The 19234-nt window shown below is 59.1% G+C and carries 17 protein-coding genes and 3 pseudogenes; 8 read left to right on the top strand and 12 right to left on the bottom strand.

The genetic code is table 11. The annotated features are described in order from the left end of the window. Positions 1-11 precede the first annotated feature (11 nt). The 7 genes from ACQZ5K_RS21880 to arsH all read left to right on the top strand — a co-directional run bounded on the left by ACQZ5K_RS21880 (position 12) and on the right by arsH (position 4050). Positions 12-290 carry a hypothetical protein gene (locus ACQZ5K_RS21880; protein ID WP_374997382.1) on the top strand — a complete coding sequence of 93 codons (279 nt, stop codon included), beginning with the start codon at positions 12-14 and terminating at the stop codon, positions 288-290. 241 nt (positions 291-531) lie between these two features. Further along, positions 532-885 carry an ArsR/SmtB family transcription factor gene (locus ACQZ5K_RS21885; protein WP_374997383.1) on the top strand — a complete coding sequence of 118 codons (354 nt, stop codon included), beginning with the start codon at positions 532-534 and terminating at the stop codon, positions 883-885. Further along, the gene (gene arsN2, locus ACQZ5K_RS21890; RefSeq protein ID WP_448741392.1) at positions 879-1316 is read left to right on the top strand and encodes an arsenic resistance N-acetyltransferase ArsN2; all 438 of its coding nucleotides are present in this window, start codon (positions 879-881) and stop codon (positions 1314-1316) included. Before ACQZ5K_RS21885 ends, arsN2 begins: the two co-directional genes overlap by 7 nt. A 15-nt stretch (positions 1317-1331) precedes the next feature. Beyond that, positions 1332-1859, top strand: a complete 528-nt coding sequence (locus ACQZ5K_RS21895) for an arsenate reductase ArsC (protein WP_374997385.1) — start codon at positions 1332-1334, stop codon at positions 1857-1859. Position 1860: 1 nt separating this feature from the next. After that, positions 1861-2919 carry an ACR3 family arsenite efflux transporter gene (arsB, locus tag ACQZ5K_RS21900; RefSeq protein WP_448741393.1) on the top strand — a complete coding sequence of 353 codons (1059 nt, stop codon included), beginning with the start codon at positions 1861-1863 and terminating at the stop codon, positions 2917-2919. A 2-nt stretch (positions 2920-2921) separates the two neighbouring features. Further along, positions 2922-3347 (top strand): arsenate reductase (glutaredoxin), encoded by a 426-nt coding sequence (gene arsC, locus ACQZ5K_RS21905; protein WP_374997387.1) that lies wholly within the window; start codon positions 2922-2924, stop codon positions 3345-3347. After that, positions 3274-4050 (top strand): arsenical resistance protein ArsH, encoded by a 777-nt coding sequence (gene arsH / locus ACQZ5K_RS21910; RefSeq protein WP_448741394.1) that lies wholly within the window; start codon positions 3274-3276, stop codon positions 4048-4050. Before arsC ends, arsH begins: the two co-directional genes overlap by 74 nt. Before the next feature lie 4 nt (positions 4051-4054). Here the strand turns inward: arsH and arsK are convergent, their stop codons facing one another. The 9 genes and pseudogenes from arsK to ACQZ5K_RS21955 all read right to left on the bottom strand — a co-directional run bounded on the left by arsK (position 4055) and on the right by ACQZ5K_RS21955 (position 13628). Then, complete coding sequence (gene arsK, locus ACQZ5K_RS21915; RefSeq protein ID WP_448741395.1) at positions 4055-5263, bottom strand: arsenite efflux MFS transporter ArsK; 1209 nt, start codon at positions 5261-5263, stop codon at positions 4055-4057. Then, complete coding sequence (locus ACQZ5K_RS21920; RefSeq protein ID WP_374997390.1) at positions 5256-5612, bottom strand: ArsR/SmtB family transcription factor; 357 nt, start codon at positions 5610-5612, stop codon at positions 5256-5258. The genes arsK and ACQZ5K_RS21920 overlap by 8 nt, the downstream gene beginning before the upstream one ends. 520 nt (positions 5613-6132) lie before the next feature. Next, positions 6133-7203, bottom strand: a pseudogene (locus tag ACQZ5K_RS21925) (LLM class flavin-dependent oxidoreductase). A gap of 71 nt (positions 7204-7274) precedes the next feature. Next, positions 7275-7670 (bottom strand): DUF1622 domain-containing protein, encoded by a 396-nt coding sequence (locus ACQZ5K_RS21930; RefSeq protein WP_374997391.1) that lies wholly within the window; start codon positions 7668-7670, stop codon positions 7275-7277. 22 nt (positions 7671-7692) lie between these two features. Next, the gene (locus ACQZ5K_RS21935) at positions 7693-8373 is read right to left on the bottom strand and encodes a YoaK family protein (RefSeq protein WP_374997392.1); all 681 of its coding nucleotides are present in this window, start codon (positions 8371-8373) and stop codon (positions 7693-7695) included. A gap of 190 nt (positions 8374-8563) precedes the next feature. Continuing rightward, positions 8564-8824, bottom strand: a pseudogene (locus ACQZ5K_RS21940) (MFS transporter); the annotation flags it as partial. Between the two features lie 247 nt (positions 8825-9071). Beyond that, positions 9072-9305 (bottom strand): annotated as a pseudogene (locus tag ACQZ5K_RS21945) (hypothetical protein). Positions 9306-9910: 605 nt separating this feature from the next. Then, positions 9911-12136, bottom strand: coding sequence for a putative bifunctional diguanylate cyclase/phosphodiesterase (locus ACQZ5K_RS21950; RefSeq protein ID WP_448741396.1), 2226 nt, complete (start codon positions 12134-12136; stop codon positions 9911-9913). A gap of 670 nt (positions 12137-12806) precedes the next feature. Beyond that, complete coding sequence (locus ACQZ5K_RS21955) at positions 12807-13628, bottom strand: hypothetical protein (RefSeq protein WP_448741397.1); 822 nt, start codon at positions 13626-13628, stop codon at positions 12807-12809. Between the two features lie 389 nt (positions 13629-14017). Here ACQZ5K_RS21955 and ACQZ5K_RS21960 point away from each other — a divergent pair, with 389 nt between their 5' ends. Next, the gene (locus ACQZ5K_RS21960) at positions 14018-14476 is read left to right on the top strand and encodes a hypothetical protein (protein ID WP_448741398.1); all 459 of its coding nucleotides are present in this window, start codon (positions 14018-14020) and stop codon (positions 14474-14476) included. A gap of 787 nt (positions 14477-15263) precedes the next feature. Here the strand turns inward: ACQZ5K_RS21960 and paoC are convergent. The 3 genes from paoC to paoA are packed head-to-tail and all read right to left on the bottom strand — an operon-like array spanning position 15264 to position 19068. Beyond that, the gene (paoC, locus tag ACQZ5K_RS21965; protein WP_448741399.1) at positions 15264-17468 is read right to left on the bottom strand and encodes an aldehyde oxidoreductase molybdenum-binding subunit PaoC; all 2205 of its coding nucleotides are present in this window, start codon (positions 17466-17468) and stop codon (positions 15264-15266) included. A gap of 5 nt (positions 17469-17473) precedes the next feature. Next, entirely contained in the window at positions 17474-18424 is a 951-nt protein-coding gene (locus tag ACQZ5K_RS21970; protein WP_448741400.1) for an FAD binding domain-containing protein, read from the bottom strand. Next, positions 18421-19068, bottom strand: coding sequence for an aldehyde dehydrogenase iron-sulfur subunit PaoA (gene paoA / locus ACQZ5K_RS21975; RefSeq protein WP_374997419.1), 648 nt, complete (start codon positions 19066-19068; stop codon positions 18421-18423). The genes ACQZ5K_RS21970 and paoA overlap by 4 nt, the downstream gene beginning before the upstream one ends. Positions 19069-19234 lie beyond the last annotated feature (166 nt).

Consider the following 19234-nt stretch of genomic DNA (forward strand, 5'->3'; position numbering starts at 1 on the left):
ATTGTCGCGAGATGGATCTCACCCTCTTGCTGCAGTTGGAACAGGGTCAAAATCTCCTTCGCCGGCATCCGACCGGCTTCCTTGCGTTCGGTGTGCTTCTCACCGGGCACCGTCATCGAGAAGACGTCGCCGCCAGCCGGCCGCAGCCGAGCGGGCGAAGCTTTACCCTTGACGCGACCGGCGGGCATGCGGCAGACCTCCTCTTCCTGCCCTCGGTTTCCTTTCCTTCTTTCTTCTTCCCGCGCTCTCAGCGCGTCATTCCAGTGTTCGGCCGGCGGTCTCAGTGGTAACCGGTCGCAGCCCACCTCCACGGCAATGTCGCCCAGGCGGTCGGCAAAGGTCAATGAGCCAGCCAAGGATGGAATTCATGCTTATGCGGAGGTGAGTATAAGCAAGAAGAGCCAAGGGGACTTATGGTCACCTCAGGCTCGATCGCCCTGCTTTGGGGGCATCCCCCGACTTTCAGCTGCACATGATTGGCCTCAGACCGGAAGCAGTTGACTTCTCCAATATATCCATTATTCTGGATGTATGGAAAACAATAGCGCAATAACGGTCCTTGCGGCCTTGGCACAGAACACCCGCCTCGAGACATTTCGGTTGCTCGTCCGGCACGAACCCGACGGTATTGCGGCAGGTGAGCTGGCGCGACTACTCGACGCTCCCCAAAATACCATGTCAGCGCATCTTGCGACGCTATCCCGTGCCGGGTTGGTGAAGAGCGAGCGCCAGAGCCGATCAATCATCTACCGGGCCGATCTCGACGGCCTGCGCGACCTGACACTATTCTTGCTGAAGGACTGTTGTGGCGGTTCGTCGGAGCTTTGCGCTCCACTGATCGCAGAACTGACGCCATGCTGCGCGCCGGAGGCGAAGCCATGTTGAGCGCGATAGCATTGCACGAAGTGGCCGGTAGCAACGTCCGTCTCCGCGAAGCGCTCCGCGCCGCGGATCTTCCGACCGATGATATCGAAGATGGAGACCGTGCCTTCTTCGAAGCCGTTGCGGGTGGCGACGGGATTGTCGGCTATGCCGGCCTCGAACGGTGCAGCGGCGATTACCTGCTGCGATCCGTTGTCGTACTTCCGGCGTATCGGGGTCATGGTCTGGGACGAGCGATCGTCGAGGAAACGCTGCAAGGAGTTCGCGGCAATGTCTTCCTCGCAACCACGAGCGCTGCCCCCTTCTTCTCGACCATCGGTTTTTTCGAGGTGCAGCGAGCCGAAGTGCCGGCCGCCGTACTTGCGACCCGCCAACTTTCCTCCCTCTGCCCCTCGTCGGCGACCATCATGAAGCTCAAAAGGCCTCCGACCTAACCACGGACCACGACCATGACTGACAAGACCTATAACGTGCTGTTCCTCTGCACGGGCAATTCCGCTCGCTCTATTCTTGCCGAGTCCATCCTCAACAAGGAGGGCGGCGGCCGGTTCAAAGCCTATTCCGCCGGCAGCCAGCCGAAGGGCGAAGTCAACCCACACGCGCTGAAGGAACTGGATGTGCTCGGTTATCCGTCTACGGGTTTCTCGTCGAAGAGCTGGGACGTCTTCGCCGAGGCGGGTAGCCCAGAGATGGATTTCATTTTCACCGTCTGCGACAGCGCTGCGGGCGAAGCGTGCCCGGTCTGGATCGGCCATCCGATGACTGCCCACTGGGGCGTCGAGGATCCGGCAGCCGTCGTCGGGACTGAAGTCGAGATCCAGCGGGCTTTCGCTCAAGCTGCACGGTTCCTGAAGAACCGGATCATCGCCTTCATCAACCTGCCCATAGCCTCGATCGACCGCCTGGCTCTCGAACAGCACGTTCGCCAGATCGGTTTGCTGGAAGGCGCATCGGTCAAATCCGCGAAGGCCGAGTAACATGTCGACATTTGAACGATACCTGACCGTTTGGGTCTTCCTCTGCATCATCATCGGTATTGCCTTGGGGCATCTGCTACCAGGCGCGTTCCAGGTGGTTGGAGCCGCCGAGATTGCCAAGGTCAACATCCCCGTCGCGATCCTGATCTGGCTGATGATCATCCCGATGCTCCTGAAGATCGATTTCCGGTCGCTGGCGCAAGTCGGCTCCTACTGGCGTGGGATCGGCGTCACGCTGATCATCAACTGGGCGATCAAACCCTTTTCCATGGCGTTGCTGGGATGGCTGTTCGTCGGCTGGCTCTTTCGGCCATATCTGCCGGCAGACCAGATCGACTCCTATATCGCAGGTCTCATCATCCTCGCCGCGGCACCTTGCACTGCGATGGTCTTTGTCTGGAGCAATCTGACACGAGGCGAACCGCTATTTACTCTCTCACAGGTCGCCTTGAACGACGCGATCATGGTCGTTGCCTTCGCGCCGATCGTCGGCCTGCTACTCGGTCTCTCGGCCATCACCGTGCCGTGGGCGACGCTTGTCCTGTCGGTTGCGCTTTATATTGTCGTGCCTGTGATCATCGCCCAAGCGCTGCGTAGCCGCCTGACCTCCGATGGTACGACGCGTGCGCTCGATAGCCTGCTCGCGAAGCTTCAGCCGATGTCGCTCGTCGCGCTCCTCGCAACCCTCGTCCTGCTGTTTGCATTTCAGGGTGAGCAGATCATTGCGCGGCCGACGATCATCGCCTTGCTGGCCATACCGATCCTGATTCAGGTCTACCTGAACTCCGGACTGGCCTACCTTCTGAACCGCATGGCAGGTGAGCGTCATTGCATTGCCGGGCCGTCAGCGCTCATCGGTGCCAGCAATTTCTTCGAACTTGCGGTTGCCGCCGCCATCAGCCTGTTCGGATTTCAGTCTGGCGCGGCACTGGCCACTGTCGTCGGAGTTCTGATCGAGGTTCCGGTGATGCTGTCCGTCGTCTGGATCGTGAACCGCTCGAAGGGCTGGTACGAAGCATCGCCCGCTGTCGCCCGCAACACCATCACTGAAAGGATCTGACTATGGACGTCACCATCTATCACAACCCGGCCTGCGGCACGTCGCGGAACACGCTCGAGCTCATCCAGCATGCCGGGATAGAGCCTACCGTCATCGAATACCTGAGGAGTCCTCCGAGCCGGGAGCAACTCGTTGGGATGATTGCGGACGCCGGCCTGACAGTGCGTCAAGCGATCCGCGAGAAGGGTACGCCCTTCGCCGAACTCGGCCTCGACGCCCCTGATCTAACCGATGACCAGTTGCTGGATGTGATGGTTCAGACCCCGATCCTGATCAACCGACCGTTCGTTATCACCCCATTGGGCACGCGGTTGTCGCGTCCCTCTGAGGTGGTGCTGGACATCCTGCCGGCCGATGCCTTCAAAGGACCGTTCACCAAGGAAGACGGCGAACAGGTCCTCGACCAGGAAGGAAAGCGCATTGTCTGAGACATTTCCCGCACTGCACGACGACCACCTTCAGCCGATCGCGCCAGAACCGCTGCGGCCAGAATTCTCGACGCACAAGCCGAGAATCCTGATCCTTTATGGATCGCTCCGGGAAGTGTCTTATAGCCGCCTCCTTGCCTTTGAAGTCCGTCGGCTGCTCGAACGCCTCGGATGCGAGGTGCGGATATTCGATCCGGCCGGATTGCCGCTCCCGGACGAGGCACCCGTCAGCCATCCCAAGGTTCAGCAACTCCGCGACCTCTCTCAATGGTCGGAAGGCCAGGTCTGGATCAGCCCGGAGCGCCACGGCGCGATGACCGGCATCATGAAGTCGCAGATCGACTGGATCCCGTTGTCGCTCGGCTCCGTCCGCCCCACCCAGGGCAAGACGCTGGCGGTGATGGAGGTTTCGGGCGGGAGCCAGTCCTTCAACGCTGTGAACCAGTTGCGCATCCTCGGCCGCTGGATGCGGATGATCACCATCCCCAATCAGAGCAGCGTGGCGAAGGCGTTTCAGGAATTCGACACCGATGGCCGGATGAAGCCCTCGTCCTACTACGACCGGGTCGTCGACGTCTGCGAGGAGCTGGTGAAGTTCACCATTCTCACCCGTGATGCATCGTCCTACCTGACCGACCGCTATAGCGAGCGGAAGGAAGAGGCGGCCGCGCTGGAGAAGCGGGTCTCGCTGAAGTCGACCTGACTGCCTAGACCGTTGCGATGGCTGGCCGCCTACAGGATGCAGCCACCGCAACGAATGCCGCGATGCTGACAGCACCGAGACATGCGTTTCCAATTAGTGACAGGCTCAGGCCCAGGTTCTCCATGGCGGCCGCGAACGCGAAGGGTGCACCGGCTCCGAGCGCCAGTCGAGCCGCCGCCATCTTGCCCGTGATCGCGCCATATCCATCCGATCCGAACAGATAGAGCGGCAGGCTTCCCTGCGCGATGCTGTTGATGCCGGAACCGAGCCCGAGGCAGATGGCGAAGGCGACAGCCCCCGGCAGCCAGTCTCCCGTTGCCAGCAGGATCAGGATGCCGAACACGATCAGCACTGCGGACACCACCGCGAGTACCGGCGGCGACAGGTTCTTTCCGAAGACCATGTTGATCAGGCGGCTCGCGACCTGTGCCGGACCGAACAGAGATCCGATAACTACGGCCGCGGCATCCAGCCCGATGGAACCGAGCATCGGCACCATATGCGCGAGGATCGCGGCAAGCGTAAACCCGAGAAGCGCGAAGGCGAACGACACCATGATCATGCTTCGGCGGCGGGCATCGTGGGGGATTGCTCCGATTATGGTTTCGCGAGGCCGGGCGGCTGCTTCCGCATTCGATCCCGTCTTGCCGACGCGCATGACCCAGACATGCAGGGGCATGCAGAGGAACAGGTTCAGCGCTGCAAAGACCAGATAGATCTCACGCCACGACATCCATCCGGAAAGCGCGGCCGAGATCGGCCAGAAGATTGTCGATGCGAATCCGCCGATCAGCGTCAAATAGGTGATGCTCCGGGATGCGGTGCGGGGATCGCTCTCGACCAATGCCGCGAATGCCGCCTGATACTGCACCATCCCCGATGAGACCTCGAGTAGAATGATGGCGATGGCGAACACCGCGACCGAGGGCGACCAGGCGCATAAGGTGAGCGTCAGGGCGGCAAGAACCGAGCCGATCGTCATGATGGTGGCCGCGCCGACCCGATCCATCTGCTTGCCGAGACAGGTGGCTGACAGGCCGCCTATGAACAGCGAGACGGAGAAGACCCCAAATACCTGGGAAAGCGACAGGCCAAGATCGGCCGCCATGCCGGGAGCGAGGATGCTGAAGCTGTAATAGAGAGTGCCGTAGCCGATGATCTGCGTGATACCGAGGGCGGAGACGATGCCCGCGAGAACCTGTCGACTATGCACCTGCTACCTCACCAGCCGGATTGCAGCATCCGTCGCCCTTCTCGACACTCTCCCGGATCGCAGGGTGCCCGGCGCAGCAATCCTCCATCAGGAACTTCACCAGATCGGCAAGGCTCTCGTAGCTGGCGCTGTAGATGATCGAGCGAGACTCCCTTCGCTGAGAGATCAAACCCGACCGCTCCAGTTCTTTCAGATGGAATGAGACATTCGTTGCGGAAACGCCCATGCGCTCGGCGATCACCCCTGCGGCCAGTCCTTCAGGCCCAGCGACGACCAGCGCCCGGACGATGGCAAGGCGCGTCTCCTGGGACAGTGCTGCGAATGACGAAAGGGCTTGACGCTCATCCATATTTCAATAATCCTTGAACTATTGTATGTAGGGATACCCCAAATGAACGCGATCGACAAGACACTTTCGACAGATATCAGTCTCGGCAATCTCCTCGATGTGCTTGCGGTGGTGTTGGTTACCACGCAGAACTGATGAGCCGGTTATGGAGTAAGCCCCCCGGGCTGGTCCAGCGATGCGCTTCGAACTAAGCCGCCTGCTGGGCGAGTTGGGTTTCAAATTCTGTTGGCGATCTGCCGTTCAGGAAGAGACAGGTCGAAGCCCCGTCCTCTCGATGAACTTGATATGAGCGCCCTTTTCATCGATCTCGAGAATGGCCGTCGGGCCGCTGGGTGCCACGTTGCTGAGAGAAAACGATGGCCGGCCGTCATCGTCGGAGCTTGAGCAAGGCGGCACCAGCGCCGTCGGGCTTCAGAAGCTCGACCGATGGCGTTCCCTCAATCGCCGACAACTGTATCCTGGCCTTATCCTCTGAATCGACGATCTGCAGCTTTCGGTCTGGATCTTCCGCGAAAATTCCTCAGACGTGTTCGTTCCCGGGCGATGCCTGGACTTCAGGCCGAGAGAGCAGCGAACGGACCATCGGAATGACCTTTGTACCGTAGAGTTCGATACTGTTCATCAGCTTCTCGTGCTCCATCGGGCCAGCTGAATATTTCATCTGGAAGCGCGAAATCCCGAGCGTTCCCACAAGCTGCGCAATCTTCCTCGCAACCGTCTCCGGGGAGCCGGCGTAAAGCGATCCATGTTCGATCTCGTTTTGGAAATCCTTTTCCGTGACAGGCGGCCAACCACGCTCCTGGCCAAGGCGGTCACGAACCTTCTTGAAATGCGGAAAGAGGTCACGGCGGGCCTGCTGGTCGCTCTCGGCAACATAGCCGGGCGAGTGCACGCCGATCTCGCGGGCGGGGCGGCCCGCCTGCTCCGACGCCTTCCGATAAAGCTCGACATAAGGCGCGAAGCGGCGCGGATCGCCGCCGATGATGGCCAGCATCAGTCGCATGTCGTGCCTGACGGCCCGAAGCACGGATTCCGGGCTGCCGCCGACGCCGATCCAGGTCTTCAGCTACCCGCCTGCGACCGGAGGATAGACGATCTGATCCTCCAGCGGCGGGCGCCAATCACCGTCGTAATTGATCACATCCTTGGTCGCGAGCTCGGAGAAGAGGTCGAGCTTATCCTCGAACAGCTCTTCGTATTTCGACAGATCGTAGCCGAAGAGCGGGAAGGATTCGATGAACGAACCGCGCCCGAGAATGACCTCGGCGCGCCCGTTCGACAGCGCGTCGAGCGTCGAGAAACGCTGGAACACGCGGATCGGATCATCGGAGCTCAGCACCGTGACCGCTGATCCCAATCTTATGCGCCCGGTTCTGGCGGCGATGGCTGAGAGCACGACCTCCGGAGCCGATACGGCGAAATCCTTGCGATGGTGTTCGCCGATCCCGAAGAAGTCGATGCTATACCGGTCGGCCAGAACGGCCTCCTCGACCACGTTGCGAATGACCTGCGGCTGGGCAAGAAGCTGCCCATCCCCTCCGGTGGTGACATCCCCGAACGTGTCGAGGCCGAATTCGAGAGTTACCGTCATCGGGTGACCTGTCTGATCTGTGCATTTCGTTAAGTGTGAGATGGATATGCGATGGGGCTGTGTGAAAGACGTCAGCCGCCCTTGGCGCCGCGCCGTGCGTTGCGCGACCACGGCCACTGGCCGTCGATCTCGGCTTCGAGCGAGAAGCTGAGGAAGGTGCGGATCAGGACGATCAATCCGAGAAGACCGACGCTTTCCCAGGTGAGCGGCGCGATGATCGTGGCGATGATATCGGCCCCGATCAGGATTTCGAGGCCGAGCAGGATCCCGCGTCCGAGATTGGCGCGATAGCGATCATAAGCCTCTCGCCTGTCATCGGTCGCAAGATCCCTGACATAGCCCACGGTGGCGACGGCCACGCCGATGAGGATGACACCGACGCCGAAGAATTCGAGGCCCGATGCGAGCGGCTTCAGGATGGGGGCGATCAGACTGGCCAGGCCACCGGTTTCGCTTCCGATATCCATTGCACTGTTCCCTCTGGTTGACCTAGTTAGCTTCGGCGCCGGCCGTGCTGGCGAAGAGAGCGGCGACGGCGATGATGACGGGCAGGCTGAAGGCGGCGGCGGGCGCGAAAATGTAACCCGCAGCGCCAACACCACAGCCCAGCGCAAAGGTAACGACCGCGCCGGCCATCTTTTTGATCCGCGCCTTGGCGGCGACGACTTCCTCAGCCTTCGGGTCTGCCAGAAGATCCGCGAGATCAAGCATGATCTGGGTCGTGGTTCCGGTCATCAGGGTCGAGGGCGGTGCCTTGGCCAGGTGGGACTTGTGGAGACCGTTCTGAATTGCCATCGCCGAAACCAGCGCCATGCCGACGAAGAGGGTGACCGTGCTTTCCTCGGCATGAAACGGCCCGTGATAAAGCGCGTAGATCGCCACGCCTGTAAACAGGGCGAGCTTCACCAGAAGCATCGGCCGGATCGGCGAGCGACCAGCGCCCTGAAGCTTCAGGCAGATGAGGCGCGAGAGGAAGACGACGAGGCAGAACACCGGAAGCGCCAGCAGCTTGGACAGCGCGCCGCCAAGACCGAGCGCCGCCGTGGCGCCCAGCGTGACGAAATTTCCCGTCACATGGGCGGTGAAGAGGCCCGACAGGGCCAGGAAGCCGAGCGTGTCGACATAGCCGCCGTTGAAACTCAGGAGCATCGGAAGGGAGGGGAATTTCATGGGGATCTCTCTCGATTTTTGCAGCAGGTGATGAGCTCGACATCAGCCTCGGTATCGTCGGCGACCTGATGTCCATCGGATGACGTGATATTCGCTTGAAAGACCCGACCCAACAATTGCATCAATAATTTCGATATAATTGCCACAAATGAAACAATGGACGACCATGAGGTCGCCCGTTGCGGATTGATTACGCCTTTCCCGGCCGGTTGATTGTGAGGAAGTGCCGCACCACCGGCTTTTCCAGCCCGGAATGATAAGCCAGCACCTTGCCCTGCAAATCCGCATCCGCGTGGGAAACCCGCTTGTGCTGGCGCAGATGCTCGGCCCAGGATTCCACCATGAACCATTCGACGATCTTCTGCGGATCGGCGGAGTCCTCCGTCACGCCCCAGCCATAGGCGCCATCGCGGCGACGTTCCTGCGAAAGCTCATCCAGTGCATGCAGGAAGGGCAGCCATTGCCGTTCGAGGCACACTCGAAGCACTTGTGATCCATCTTCCCAGAGAGCACCTGTCAGAACTTGCAGATTACACGAGAGGACCTCCCGTTGACGATTTGGCGACCTGTAGAGGCATGGCCGACCCGACGGTGCGGGACATCGGCGCCGCCCTCCTCCCTCTCATCGAAATGGACCAGGCGGACAGCTCACTCATCAACCATATTGCACTTGCACTGAACGCCCACATTGCTCACCGCTATGGCCGTTCCCGCCGAACGCATTGAAGCGCCGCCCGGTGAAGCGACGCGGCGGCGGTTGGGTTTGGGCAATAGTGGCTCCAAACTTCAGAGCACCGTTTCACGGAAAATTGTGGCTCGGGAAAGAGGCGCTCAAGTGCATACTGCTTGATTGTCTTGCCCTGCAAAGCGGCCAGCAGCACCTTTAGGCTCTAATGTTGTTGATCCGTTATGTCGATCGTCAATCCGCTCATCTGACGTGCTCCTGAACCAGGAAAACCCGCATTACACTTATGTGGATATGTGGCCACGGCCGATACCTCTGATCCGATGTCGCTTGGAGGGATTTGCTATTTCTAAGAAGAAGACGCCCCCTATCTACCTCCGCTCGACCACAACCCCAGACCGGTCGCCAGGCTCAGGAACAGATATCCCCCGCCGGCGGCCGAAGCCGTCAGATCATTCCTGCTGCGGCGGTTTGGCCTGCACCTTGGGCTGCGGCAAAAGGATCTTCGCCAGTTACGCGTCTGCCCGCGCGGACATTATCCGACCTCGGAACGACGACTGAAGACATGATGTGTTGGTTTTACGCGGAACTGAGCCGGTTCAGTTCCGCGCGGAAACCAACAGCCATGGTTCTCTTGATGGACATCAGACCCCGCAACGCTGGCTAACAGATCTTGAGGCGAACGAAGCCATTTCGCCAGAAGCAGAACGTCTTTTGTCATATCAGTGCGGCGGACCCAAGCGGGGGAGCAGACTCGTCTGGCTCCCCTCCTCTCCGCCCCGGCTCGGAGTGAGGGGCGAGGATTTGCAGGACGTGACCACCCCTGGCGATGCCACTAATTGCGCCAGTTGATCAAGGGCTTCCCGTATACTGCTGTCGGTCAGGCCGGAAATCCGCGTGACCTCGAAGTGTCCACGCGGGATCAGGGGCCGAGAGCAGCGCGCGAGTTGCATCCGGCGACAGAGGCCGTGAGAGCAGGAAGCCCTGAAGATGATGGCAACCCAGACCCTTTAAAGCATCACGCTGCTCCGTTGTCTCAACACCCTCGGCCGTAATCTGCAACCCCTTGGCCCGCGCGACATTGATCATCGCAACGACGAGAGCCCTGTTGTCGCTTCTGTGGATTTCCTCGATGAATGATCTGTCAATCTTGATGCGATCCACATCGATCTTCTGAACCCGCGAGAATGACGAGTATCCCGTTCCGAAATCGTCGATCGCAAATCTGACGCCGGCTGCGCGCAGGGCCGCAATATTCCGTTCCGATCGACCGTCCTCACCGGTGGCAGCGCTTTCCGTTATCTCGATTTCCAGACGGTTAGCCGATACCTGCCATTTTTCGAGCGCAGCAATTATGTTCAGAGGATAGGCGGGCGAACACAGCTCCATCAAGGATGCATTGAGCGCGATGTCGATTTCGGGAAACTGCGCCAGCATGGAACAGGCGTCTTCCAGCACAATGACACCGATTTCGTGGATCAGGCCACACTCTTCGGCGAGCGGAATAAATTCTTCGGGACTTATGTATCCGAGTTCGGGATGGTTCCAGCGGGCCAGGGCCTCGAGGGAACTGAGCATCCCATCCCCTGCGGAGAAGACAGGCTGATAGAATATTTCTATCTCCGCGCGGCCGTTGACCGCTTTTCGCAGGTCGGCCTCCAGAGCCCTCCTCTTGCGAACCAACTCGTCCATGTGGTCGCCGAATATCGCGTAAGTATTCCTGCCAGCGGCTTTGGCGTGATAAAGTGCAATGTCAGCCTGACGTATCGCCTCATTTGCATCAAAGGCGCCGTGCTTGAGGGCCACTCCGACGCTCGCGCCAATTGCGACTTGCGCCCCCTCGATTTCGAAAGGCGCTCGCAGGTCGTCCACGATGGCTTTGGCAACATGCTCCGCCTGCAGCAATTCGTTCAGTGCGACAAGAACGGTAAATTCGTCCCCGCCGATCCGCGCAACAAGGCTGTCGGGCAAAAGACGCGTGAGCCGCGCTCCGACGAGTGATATCAATTTATCACCGGCGGGATGGCCAAGCGAATCGTTCACCGCCTTGAACCTGTCGAGATCGATGAACAGGACGGCATGCACCTCGCCTTCCCTCGCGTTTTGCGCGACCGTCGCAACTCTCGCGTTGAATTCCGTCCGATTGGCAAGGCCGGTGAGAGCGTCGTGTGCCGCCTGGTATTGCAACTGCTCCTGGTTCGCCTTTAACCGGTTTGACCGCCTCCAGAGTGCGTTTCCACCAACGCTTGCGGCACCGAATATAGCAAAGAAAGCAAATGCGATCGCGGGAATGGTGGCCTCAAGAACTTTCTGGCCGGGTCTGAATGGTTGCCATTCGAAGTAGCCAATGACCTGTCCGGATTTCGAACGCAACGCGAGATACGAAAAACGCGGGTCCGTCGGCTGATGAAGGGCAAAGCGGAGATTGTCGAACTGGTATTCCTGACCCACTGTTGCTGCGAGATCTCCGTCGAGAAAACGAACCGCAACATGCAGATTTTGCTGTCCCGGTTGTTGCTCGATATCTCCTGTGTCGGAAACGATTGGTTTAATGCTGAGGATCGCCGGGCGCGAACCAACGTAGACGATGTCCGCTTCGCCTATGGAGAGGACTTTGCTACTCGTTCCGTCCTGATCGCCTGCAACAAGGCGCTCCTTCAGCCTCGTTGCCAATGGAAGATAGGCGATCCGCAAACCATCGCTGACGGTAGTGTCATCGGGCTCGAGAAGAAATTGGTAGACCGGATTGAAATCCGCTGTCAGCACGATTGCTGCATCGTGTCCGAAATAGGTATTCATCCATACGCCAAGATTGGTGGCCATCCAGTCGCGATTTCGGGCAAGCGAATTCGTAACCGCGTCATCCCAGACAGTGGCACTTTCCTGATCATGAGCTATTGATGACTTCAGTTTTGATACCGTCAGGGCGACCACATCGCGCTGTCTTGCAACCGCGATAGCGTCGCTTGCGATCGCTGCCCAGTAGAGTGACAAGAGAAGCAGCCCACATATAGCGATCGATACCATGACGGGCAGGCTAAATCTCCAAAACCATTTCGACTGCAGAAGGGTTCGCATACTTTTTTATCCGCCTGTGTTTCATCCACACTACGTGAATAAAACTTAAGACGGCTGGAACCAATATAGTTAAGCGAGGCCGAAATCGCTTTCGTACGGTGCCGCACAAACCGGCTCTTCACGGTCGTACACCTGCAATGTTCCGCTCCGGAAACGACAACACCCGGTGCCTGCCCGCTTGCTAATTTGCGGTGAGCTAAGGACCTGATAGCTACCGTTCCCGAACAGGGTTTCAGAGGGAGTGCAGACGCGACGAAAACCGCAAGCCGTCATGCGACGTGTAGATCTTCGGGTGGATCGGCGGAATGCCATCGCTCTGCAGATCGCAGGGCTGCTCCAAAGGCATGATGAGGCCAATCCCCAAAATTCTTCGAAAAAATACCCGTCAGATCCACATCACCGAGCCCCATAGCTAAATGAAATCGGGAGCTAAAAGCCACAGTCTCAAAGGGGCGAAAGAGGCCGTTAAGCCGCGTCATCGCGTTTGACACAAACAATTGAAAGCCGGTCGGCACCTTAACAAAGTGCTCCTCGACAACATGTCCTTATAATCGGGGTCTGCATGAGGATTTTAAGGTTCTACGTCTGGATCGGCGGTTTTCGGATCGCATAGTGGCCTGAGTTCACCTTTGGCCACGAATTCGGGTTTGCATCCGGTGCCGCGTCAGCGTCATTCGTCGGACGGAGGATTCTCTGTGGCATTGCGGAACATGCCCACGAGCGTGCGACGCAGCTCCTGCCGCTGCTCAAACCGGGCGCTCATGCCCGCGTCTGCCACGGCGTCGCAGTTCCCGGGGAACGGGCTCTGCTCCAGCTCCTCCACGCAGCGGGCGGGCCAGCTCGCCGATGCCGCGACCGCTCGACGGTACTTATCGCGCGCTTTGGTGCACAGCGCTGGCGTGTCGTCGGTGCAGCCCATCGCATAGGCCAGATAGGCGATATAGTCGCGTTGCCATGCCGCGTCCGAAAGCCCCATGTCGTCAGCGGCAGGGAGGCTTTCGGCCAGGATCTCGCAGCCGTTTCCGTCGATGAACGGTTCGGTATTATGCAGGAAGCAGGAGCGCGACAGGGGCCGGAACGCCAGATCGACCTGCGGCTTCGCTGTCAGACCATTGCGATAGATGATGCCCAGATATTTGCAGGCATAGGGGCCAATACCGGCATCATCGGAGTCGCAGACCAGAGTCATCCGATCCTTCGCGATGCCGTAGTTCCGATGGGCGGGATCGAGGAAATAGATTTTGCCGGCTTCGTAACAGCCACCCATCTGAAAACCGGCCGCGCAGGAGCGTTCATAGTTCGCCAGGGCAGCGGCAGCATCGTTCCGTTTTTCGGCCGCGACGCCGGCGCTCCAGCAACTGTCGACGTTGCTATCCTTGACGCAGGCTGGCGGGGACGGGTCTTGCACCGCAGGCTGCGCCTGGACAGCTCCGCGGCCTGAAGCGATTACCTCAACTATCACCATCACCGAAGCAAGCAGTAACGATCTCATTTTTCTCTCGGACGATGGCACGGTTTGATCGCCACTCTATCGGAATTATTGCCTGTGGTCGCTTTATACAGGAGCCGAACTGGCCAAATCACAAATCTCCCGGCGCTGTCGATCTTTGTATGGCCGATTTCAAAGAATGAGGCAACGGATGGAGAGTCGGCTGTCACACCCCAGCCGACGCAGAGATGGCGTCGGTAATCGTGCACCTAGTTAGATTGATAGCAGGTCAAAGATAAGGCCGGTGCACTCTGATCGATAGAAGGATTGCAAGGTCTACTCATCATCAGCACGCCAGTGCCAGACTTTGGCGTCGAATCGACGACGTCCAAAAGCTCCTATATAGGAGCTTGCCGCCGAGTACCCGCGGAATCAACAAGGTTGAGGTAGCGATGGGATCGATCGAACAACTCCGAGATGAAATCGCTGCCAGCAAAGTTATGATCGGTCTGCAGATTGGCGACGGTTTTGTCTTCGGTACGGCGCGCTTTCTGGCAACTGGCGTTCATGTCAATGTCAACGTGGACCCTGAACTGGAAGACAGGTCGGGAATAGATTTCGGAGCGCTCGTCGCCGCCACCAAACGGGTTCTTGAGGTGAGCCCTCAAGTCTGGCGGCGGATCATCGATGGCATCGCTGAAGAGATCGAGGGCGCTATCGGTGGCGAGAATGTGATCGAGGCCACGGATCTGCGTGACAATTTGGCCATTCGTTCAGTGGTCGTTTTTGCTGACGCCACTCTCCTATCCTTTGTGGCCCCGATGCAGTTTCCTGACAGTTGGATCCGCGTGCAGTTGGACGAGGACTTCGAGGTGGAGGATGTCTCCATCGATCCGAAAGATGAGGATTAAGACCATTGAATCCGCTACGGAGCATCATCTGAGGCTACAGAGCCGGAGTTCTACTGAAACGTATTCAGCCCCACCTTGTCACTGGCGGAGCTGGCAAAAATTGGCTACCGATAACCTGCGCGAACCCAGCAAGAAGCAAGTGGGCACCCACTGGCGTTTAGTGTCCCTTGGACGCTTCGTCTTTCTTCGCCTGATCGTGATGCCACTTAATGGCATAGTACATGCCGATACCCAGCACTATGATCTTGAATGGGAAGAAGACATATGGGAACCAATCTACCCAAGAACCATCAGACATTTCGAGTGCTTTCATTCTGTTGATCAGAATTGTCTATCCGCAAGGATAGCACTCACTCGAAATGCTCCTCCAACGCCTTCATTGCAAGGTGTGTGGCCATGGTCTTATTGACGCAGGCCGCGACGCGCGCGGGATTGGGAAGGAGATGAGGCTGACTGTCTATCTCACGAGTTTCAAACGTCCGTCGACTAAGAGCGTCCCAAATGGAAACGGCACCCCAAGGTGCCGTTGGGTTTCTAACCCTTTCATACAAATTCGGTTTTAGAGCGACGTTTATCCACCGGGAGCGAATCCGAAGCGGTTGTCGTTCGCTGCGACTAGGCTACCCGCGTTGATGACGGTACCGCGCATCGCGGCTTCGTCGTTCAACCTCTCGAAAGCGGCGCGACCGTCTGGCGGCAACCACTTGTCCCGAACCATAGCCGGCTCCGTTCTGCGTGGAAACCAACAACCTTATTCCTGTCAAAGCCAGCCTGACTCAGAGCATGGTTACGCAAGGTCAGGCAGGCCGCCGATCAGCTTGTCCAGAGTCGTCGGATAGTTCCGGAGGCGGATACCCGTCGCATTGTGGATCGCGTTCGCGATCGCTGCCGAGACGCCGCATAGTCCGAGTTCGCCAATGCCCTTCGCCTTCATCGGCGAGGAAATCGGATCGGTCTCATCCATAAACACGACGTCCTGGTGCGGGATGTCGGCATGCACCGGCACCTCGTAGCCAGCCAAGTCATGGTTGACGAAGAACCCCCGACGGGTATCAACCGCAAGTTCCTCCGACAACGCCAGACCAGCACCCATCGTCATCGCACCAATCACCTGGCTGCGCGCCGTGATCGGATTAAGGATGCGGCCGGCGGCACATACCGCAAGCATGCGACGGATTCGACTCTCGCCCGTAGCCGCATCGACACCCATCTCCACGAAATGTGCTCCGAAGGTCGACTGCTGATGGCTGTCCGAAAGTTTCTCCCACTCGACCTTGTCCTCGACCACCAGTCCTTCGGCGCCCGCCGCTTCGGCAAGAGGAACCGAGCGCGAACCGGAGCGGACCCGACCGCCCTCGAAGACGACGTCCTGTTCATTGAACCCGAGTTTCTGCACAATAGCGTCCCGAAGCTTGACACAGGCCGCATAGACACCCGAGGTCGAACAGTTCGCACCGAACTGCCCGCCGGAGCCTGCGGATACGGGAAAGCGAGAATCGCCAAGCTGGACCGCAACCTTGTCGATCGGTAACCCCATCATTTCCGCAGCTGTTTGGGCGAGGATCGTGTAACTGCCGGTTCCGATATCGGTCATGTCGGTCTCGACGGTGACGACCCCTTCCCTGTCCAGACGCACGCGTGCGCCCGATGGGACCAGGAGGTTGTTGCGGAATGCGGCCGCAACACCGAAACCGATCATCCAGTTGCCTTCGCGACGAGCACCAGGACGAGCTCGTCCATGCCAGCCGAAACGTTCCGCTCCAAGCTTGAGACAACCGACGAAATCGCGATGCGAAAACGGGCGCTCAGGCTTCTCCGGATCCACCTGCGTGTCGTTGAGTATACGGAACTGCACCGGATCGATGCCGAGCTTTTCGGCCATTTCGTCGATGGCAATCTCGAGCGCCATCAGTCCCGGCGCCTCGCCGGGCGCGCGCATGGCGTTGCCTTCGGGAAGGTGCAGCGTTGCCAGCCGCATTGCCGTCATGCGGTTCTCGCCCGCATAAAGAAGCCGCGTCTGCATGGCAGCCGTTTCCAGCTGGCCATCGGGCTGGTCGCCGGACCAGCTTTCATGGGCGATTGCTGTTATTTTTCCATCGCGAGCCGCACCAATGCGGATGCGCTGGATCGTCGCTGGACGATGCGTCGTGTTGTTGACGAGGAACGGCCTCGGTAGCGCGACCTTTACGGGCCGCTTTGCTGCTTTTGCACCGAACGCGGCCAGAACCGCGTCGGCGCGCAGGAACAGCTTGCCACCAAAGCCGCCGCCGATGAACGGCGACATGAGGTGGATTTTTTCCTTGTCGACACCAAGCGTTGTTGCGAGATCGGACCGCCACCAGTCGATCATCTGGCTGGACGTCCAAACCGTCAGCTCATCACCGTCCCAGGCAGCTATGGATGCATGCGGCTCCATCATCGAATGCGACTGATCCGGGGTCGTGTAGGTCTCGTCCAACGTCACTTCGGCGGACTTGAATGCACCTTCGAAATCTCCAACGGCGCTATCTGGTGGAGCACCGCCGGCGTCTTTCGGCTTGACCGCCGAATCCCTCGCATCGGCGAGATCATACGTACCCTGCTCTTCCGTGTAGTCGACCTTCACCAGGGCGGCGGCTGCTCGGGCCTGTTCAAACGTCTCGGCGACGATTACGGCGATTGCCTGGTGGTAGTGCTGGATCTCATCGCCACCGAAGAGTTTCGCGGTATTGAACTTGCCCTTTTCGCGTTTGCCGACGTCAAGCGTCGTTACCACGGCAAGCACGCCCGGCGCGCGTTTGGCAGCATCGACTTTTATCGAGATGATGCGGCCCCTGGCGATGGTCGATCCCACGGGATAACCGTAGGCGTAAGGCATGTTCGGATCATGCCACTCATAGGCGTAAATCGCCCGCCCAGTCGTCTTGAGCTCGCCGTCGATGCGGTGGACAGGCTGGCCGACCATCTTCAGCTGGTCGATCGGATTGGTAGTTGCTGGTGTATCGAACTTCATGGCGATCATCCTCTCGCTTCGGCGATCACGGCGCTGAGTGTGCGCTCAACGAGATCGATCTTGAACTTGTTCTGCTCGGTAGGATGAGCGTCGGCAAGGAGAGCCTTCGCTGAGACCTTTGCTCCCTTGGAGAGTTCCTCGTCCGCAGCTTCGAGGCGCCAAGGCTTGTGAGCGACGCCCCCAACTGCCACCCGCCCCGTGCCGTCCGGCTGAATGACTGCACCGACAGAGACCAGGGCAAACGCGTAGGAAGCACGGTCGCGGACCTTGCGGTAGATTTGTTTTCCTCCGATCGCCGGCGGTAGCACCACTGCGGTAATGAACTCGCTCCTCTCCAGGACCGTTTCGATCTCGGGCGTATCGCCGGGCAAGCGATAGAAGTCGGCGATCTGGATTGTTCGGTGGCTACCATCCGGCTTTACGGTCTCGACGACCGCATCGAGTGCACGCATGGCGATCGCCATGTCGCTCGGATGCGTGGCGATACAGGTGTCGCTCACCCCCACCACGGCGTGCTGGCGACTGAAGCCGCCAATGGCAGAGCAGCCACTTCCCGGTGACCGCTTGTTGCAGGGCTGTGCGGTGTCATAGAAGTATGGACAGCGCGTGCGCTGCAAGAGGTTACCCGCGGTCGTCGCCTTGTTGCGAAGCTGGCCCGAAGCGCCGGCGAGCAAGGCGCGCGACAAGAGCCCATAATCGCGCCGGACGGTTACGTCGGCGGCGAGGTCGGTGTTGCGAACCAGCGCTCCAATGCGCAGCCCACCCTCAGACGTCTTTTCTATCGTGTCGAGCCCGAGACCATTCACGTCGATCAGATGTGTCGGCGTCTCGATCTCGAGTTTCATCAAGTCGAGAAGATTGGTGCCACCGGCAATAAACTTTGCCTCGGAGTTCGAGGCGGCCGCCTTGACTGCAGCCTCTATGGATAAGGCCTTTTCGTAGGTGAAGGCTTTCATGCTTTTGTCCCCGCTACTTCGACGATGGCCTCAACGATGTTGGAATAGGCACCGCAGCGACAGATGTTGCCACTCATCCGCTCGCGAATTTCCGCCTCGCTGATCGATGTCCGCACGTTTAGGTCGCCGGTGACGTGGCTCGGGATGTTAGCCTCGATCTCCTCAAGCACCGCCACGGAGGAACAGATTTGTCCTGGCGTACAGTAGCCACACTGGAAGCCGTCATACTTGACGAACGCGGCCTGCATAGGGTGCAGATTACCGGGCTGTCCAAGTCCCTCGATCGTCGTCACTTCGTCGCCGTCGTGCATCACGGCCAGCGAAAGACACGAGTTGATGCGGCGTCCACCGACCATCACCGTGCACGCCCCACACTGACCGTGATCGCAGCCCTTCTTGGTGCCGGTCAGGTGAAGATGCTCACGGAGAGCGTCGAGAAGCGTCGTCCGATTATCAACGTCGAGGTCGCGGACTTGTCCGTTGACCTTCAATGATACGCTTGATGTGTGATTCATGGTTTCTCCTGCGGACTGGGCTGCCGCCGCCCTGGTGACAGTGGTGGCAGCGACGGTCGCGGCCGAGGAGATAAGTAAATTCCGGCGTGAAAGTTCAAATTGACTGGTGCCTGGCATGGTCAGTTCCACTTCATCGATTGGAAAAACCAAAAGTCGCGCATCACCGGAGCGAGATCGCGGATCATTAAACACTAACTGTTGGTTTCCACGCAGAACTGAGCCGGTTAGGCGCATAATTTCCATTGAGAATTGAGCCATGTGAACCTTCCCCCCAACGCGGTGAGCGACGGGGGCA

Source organism: Agrobacterium sp. 22-226-1 (assembly GCF_053522345.1).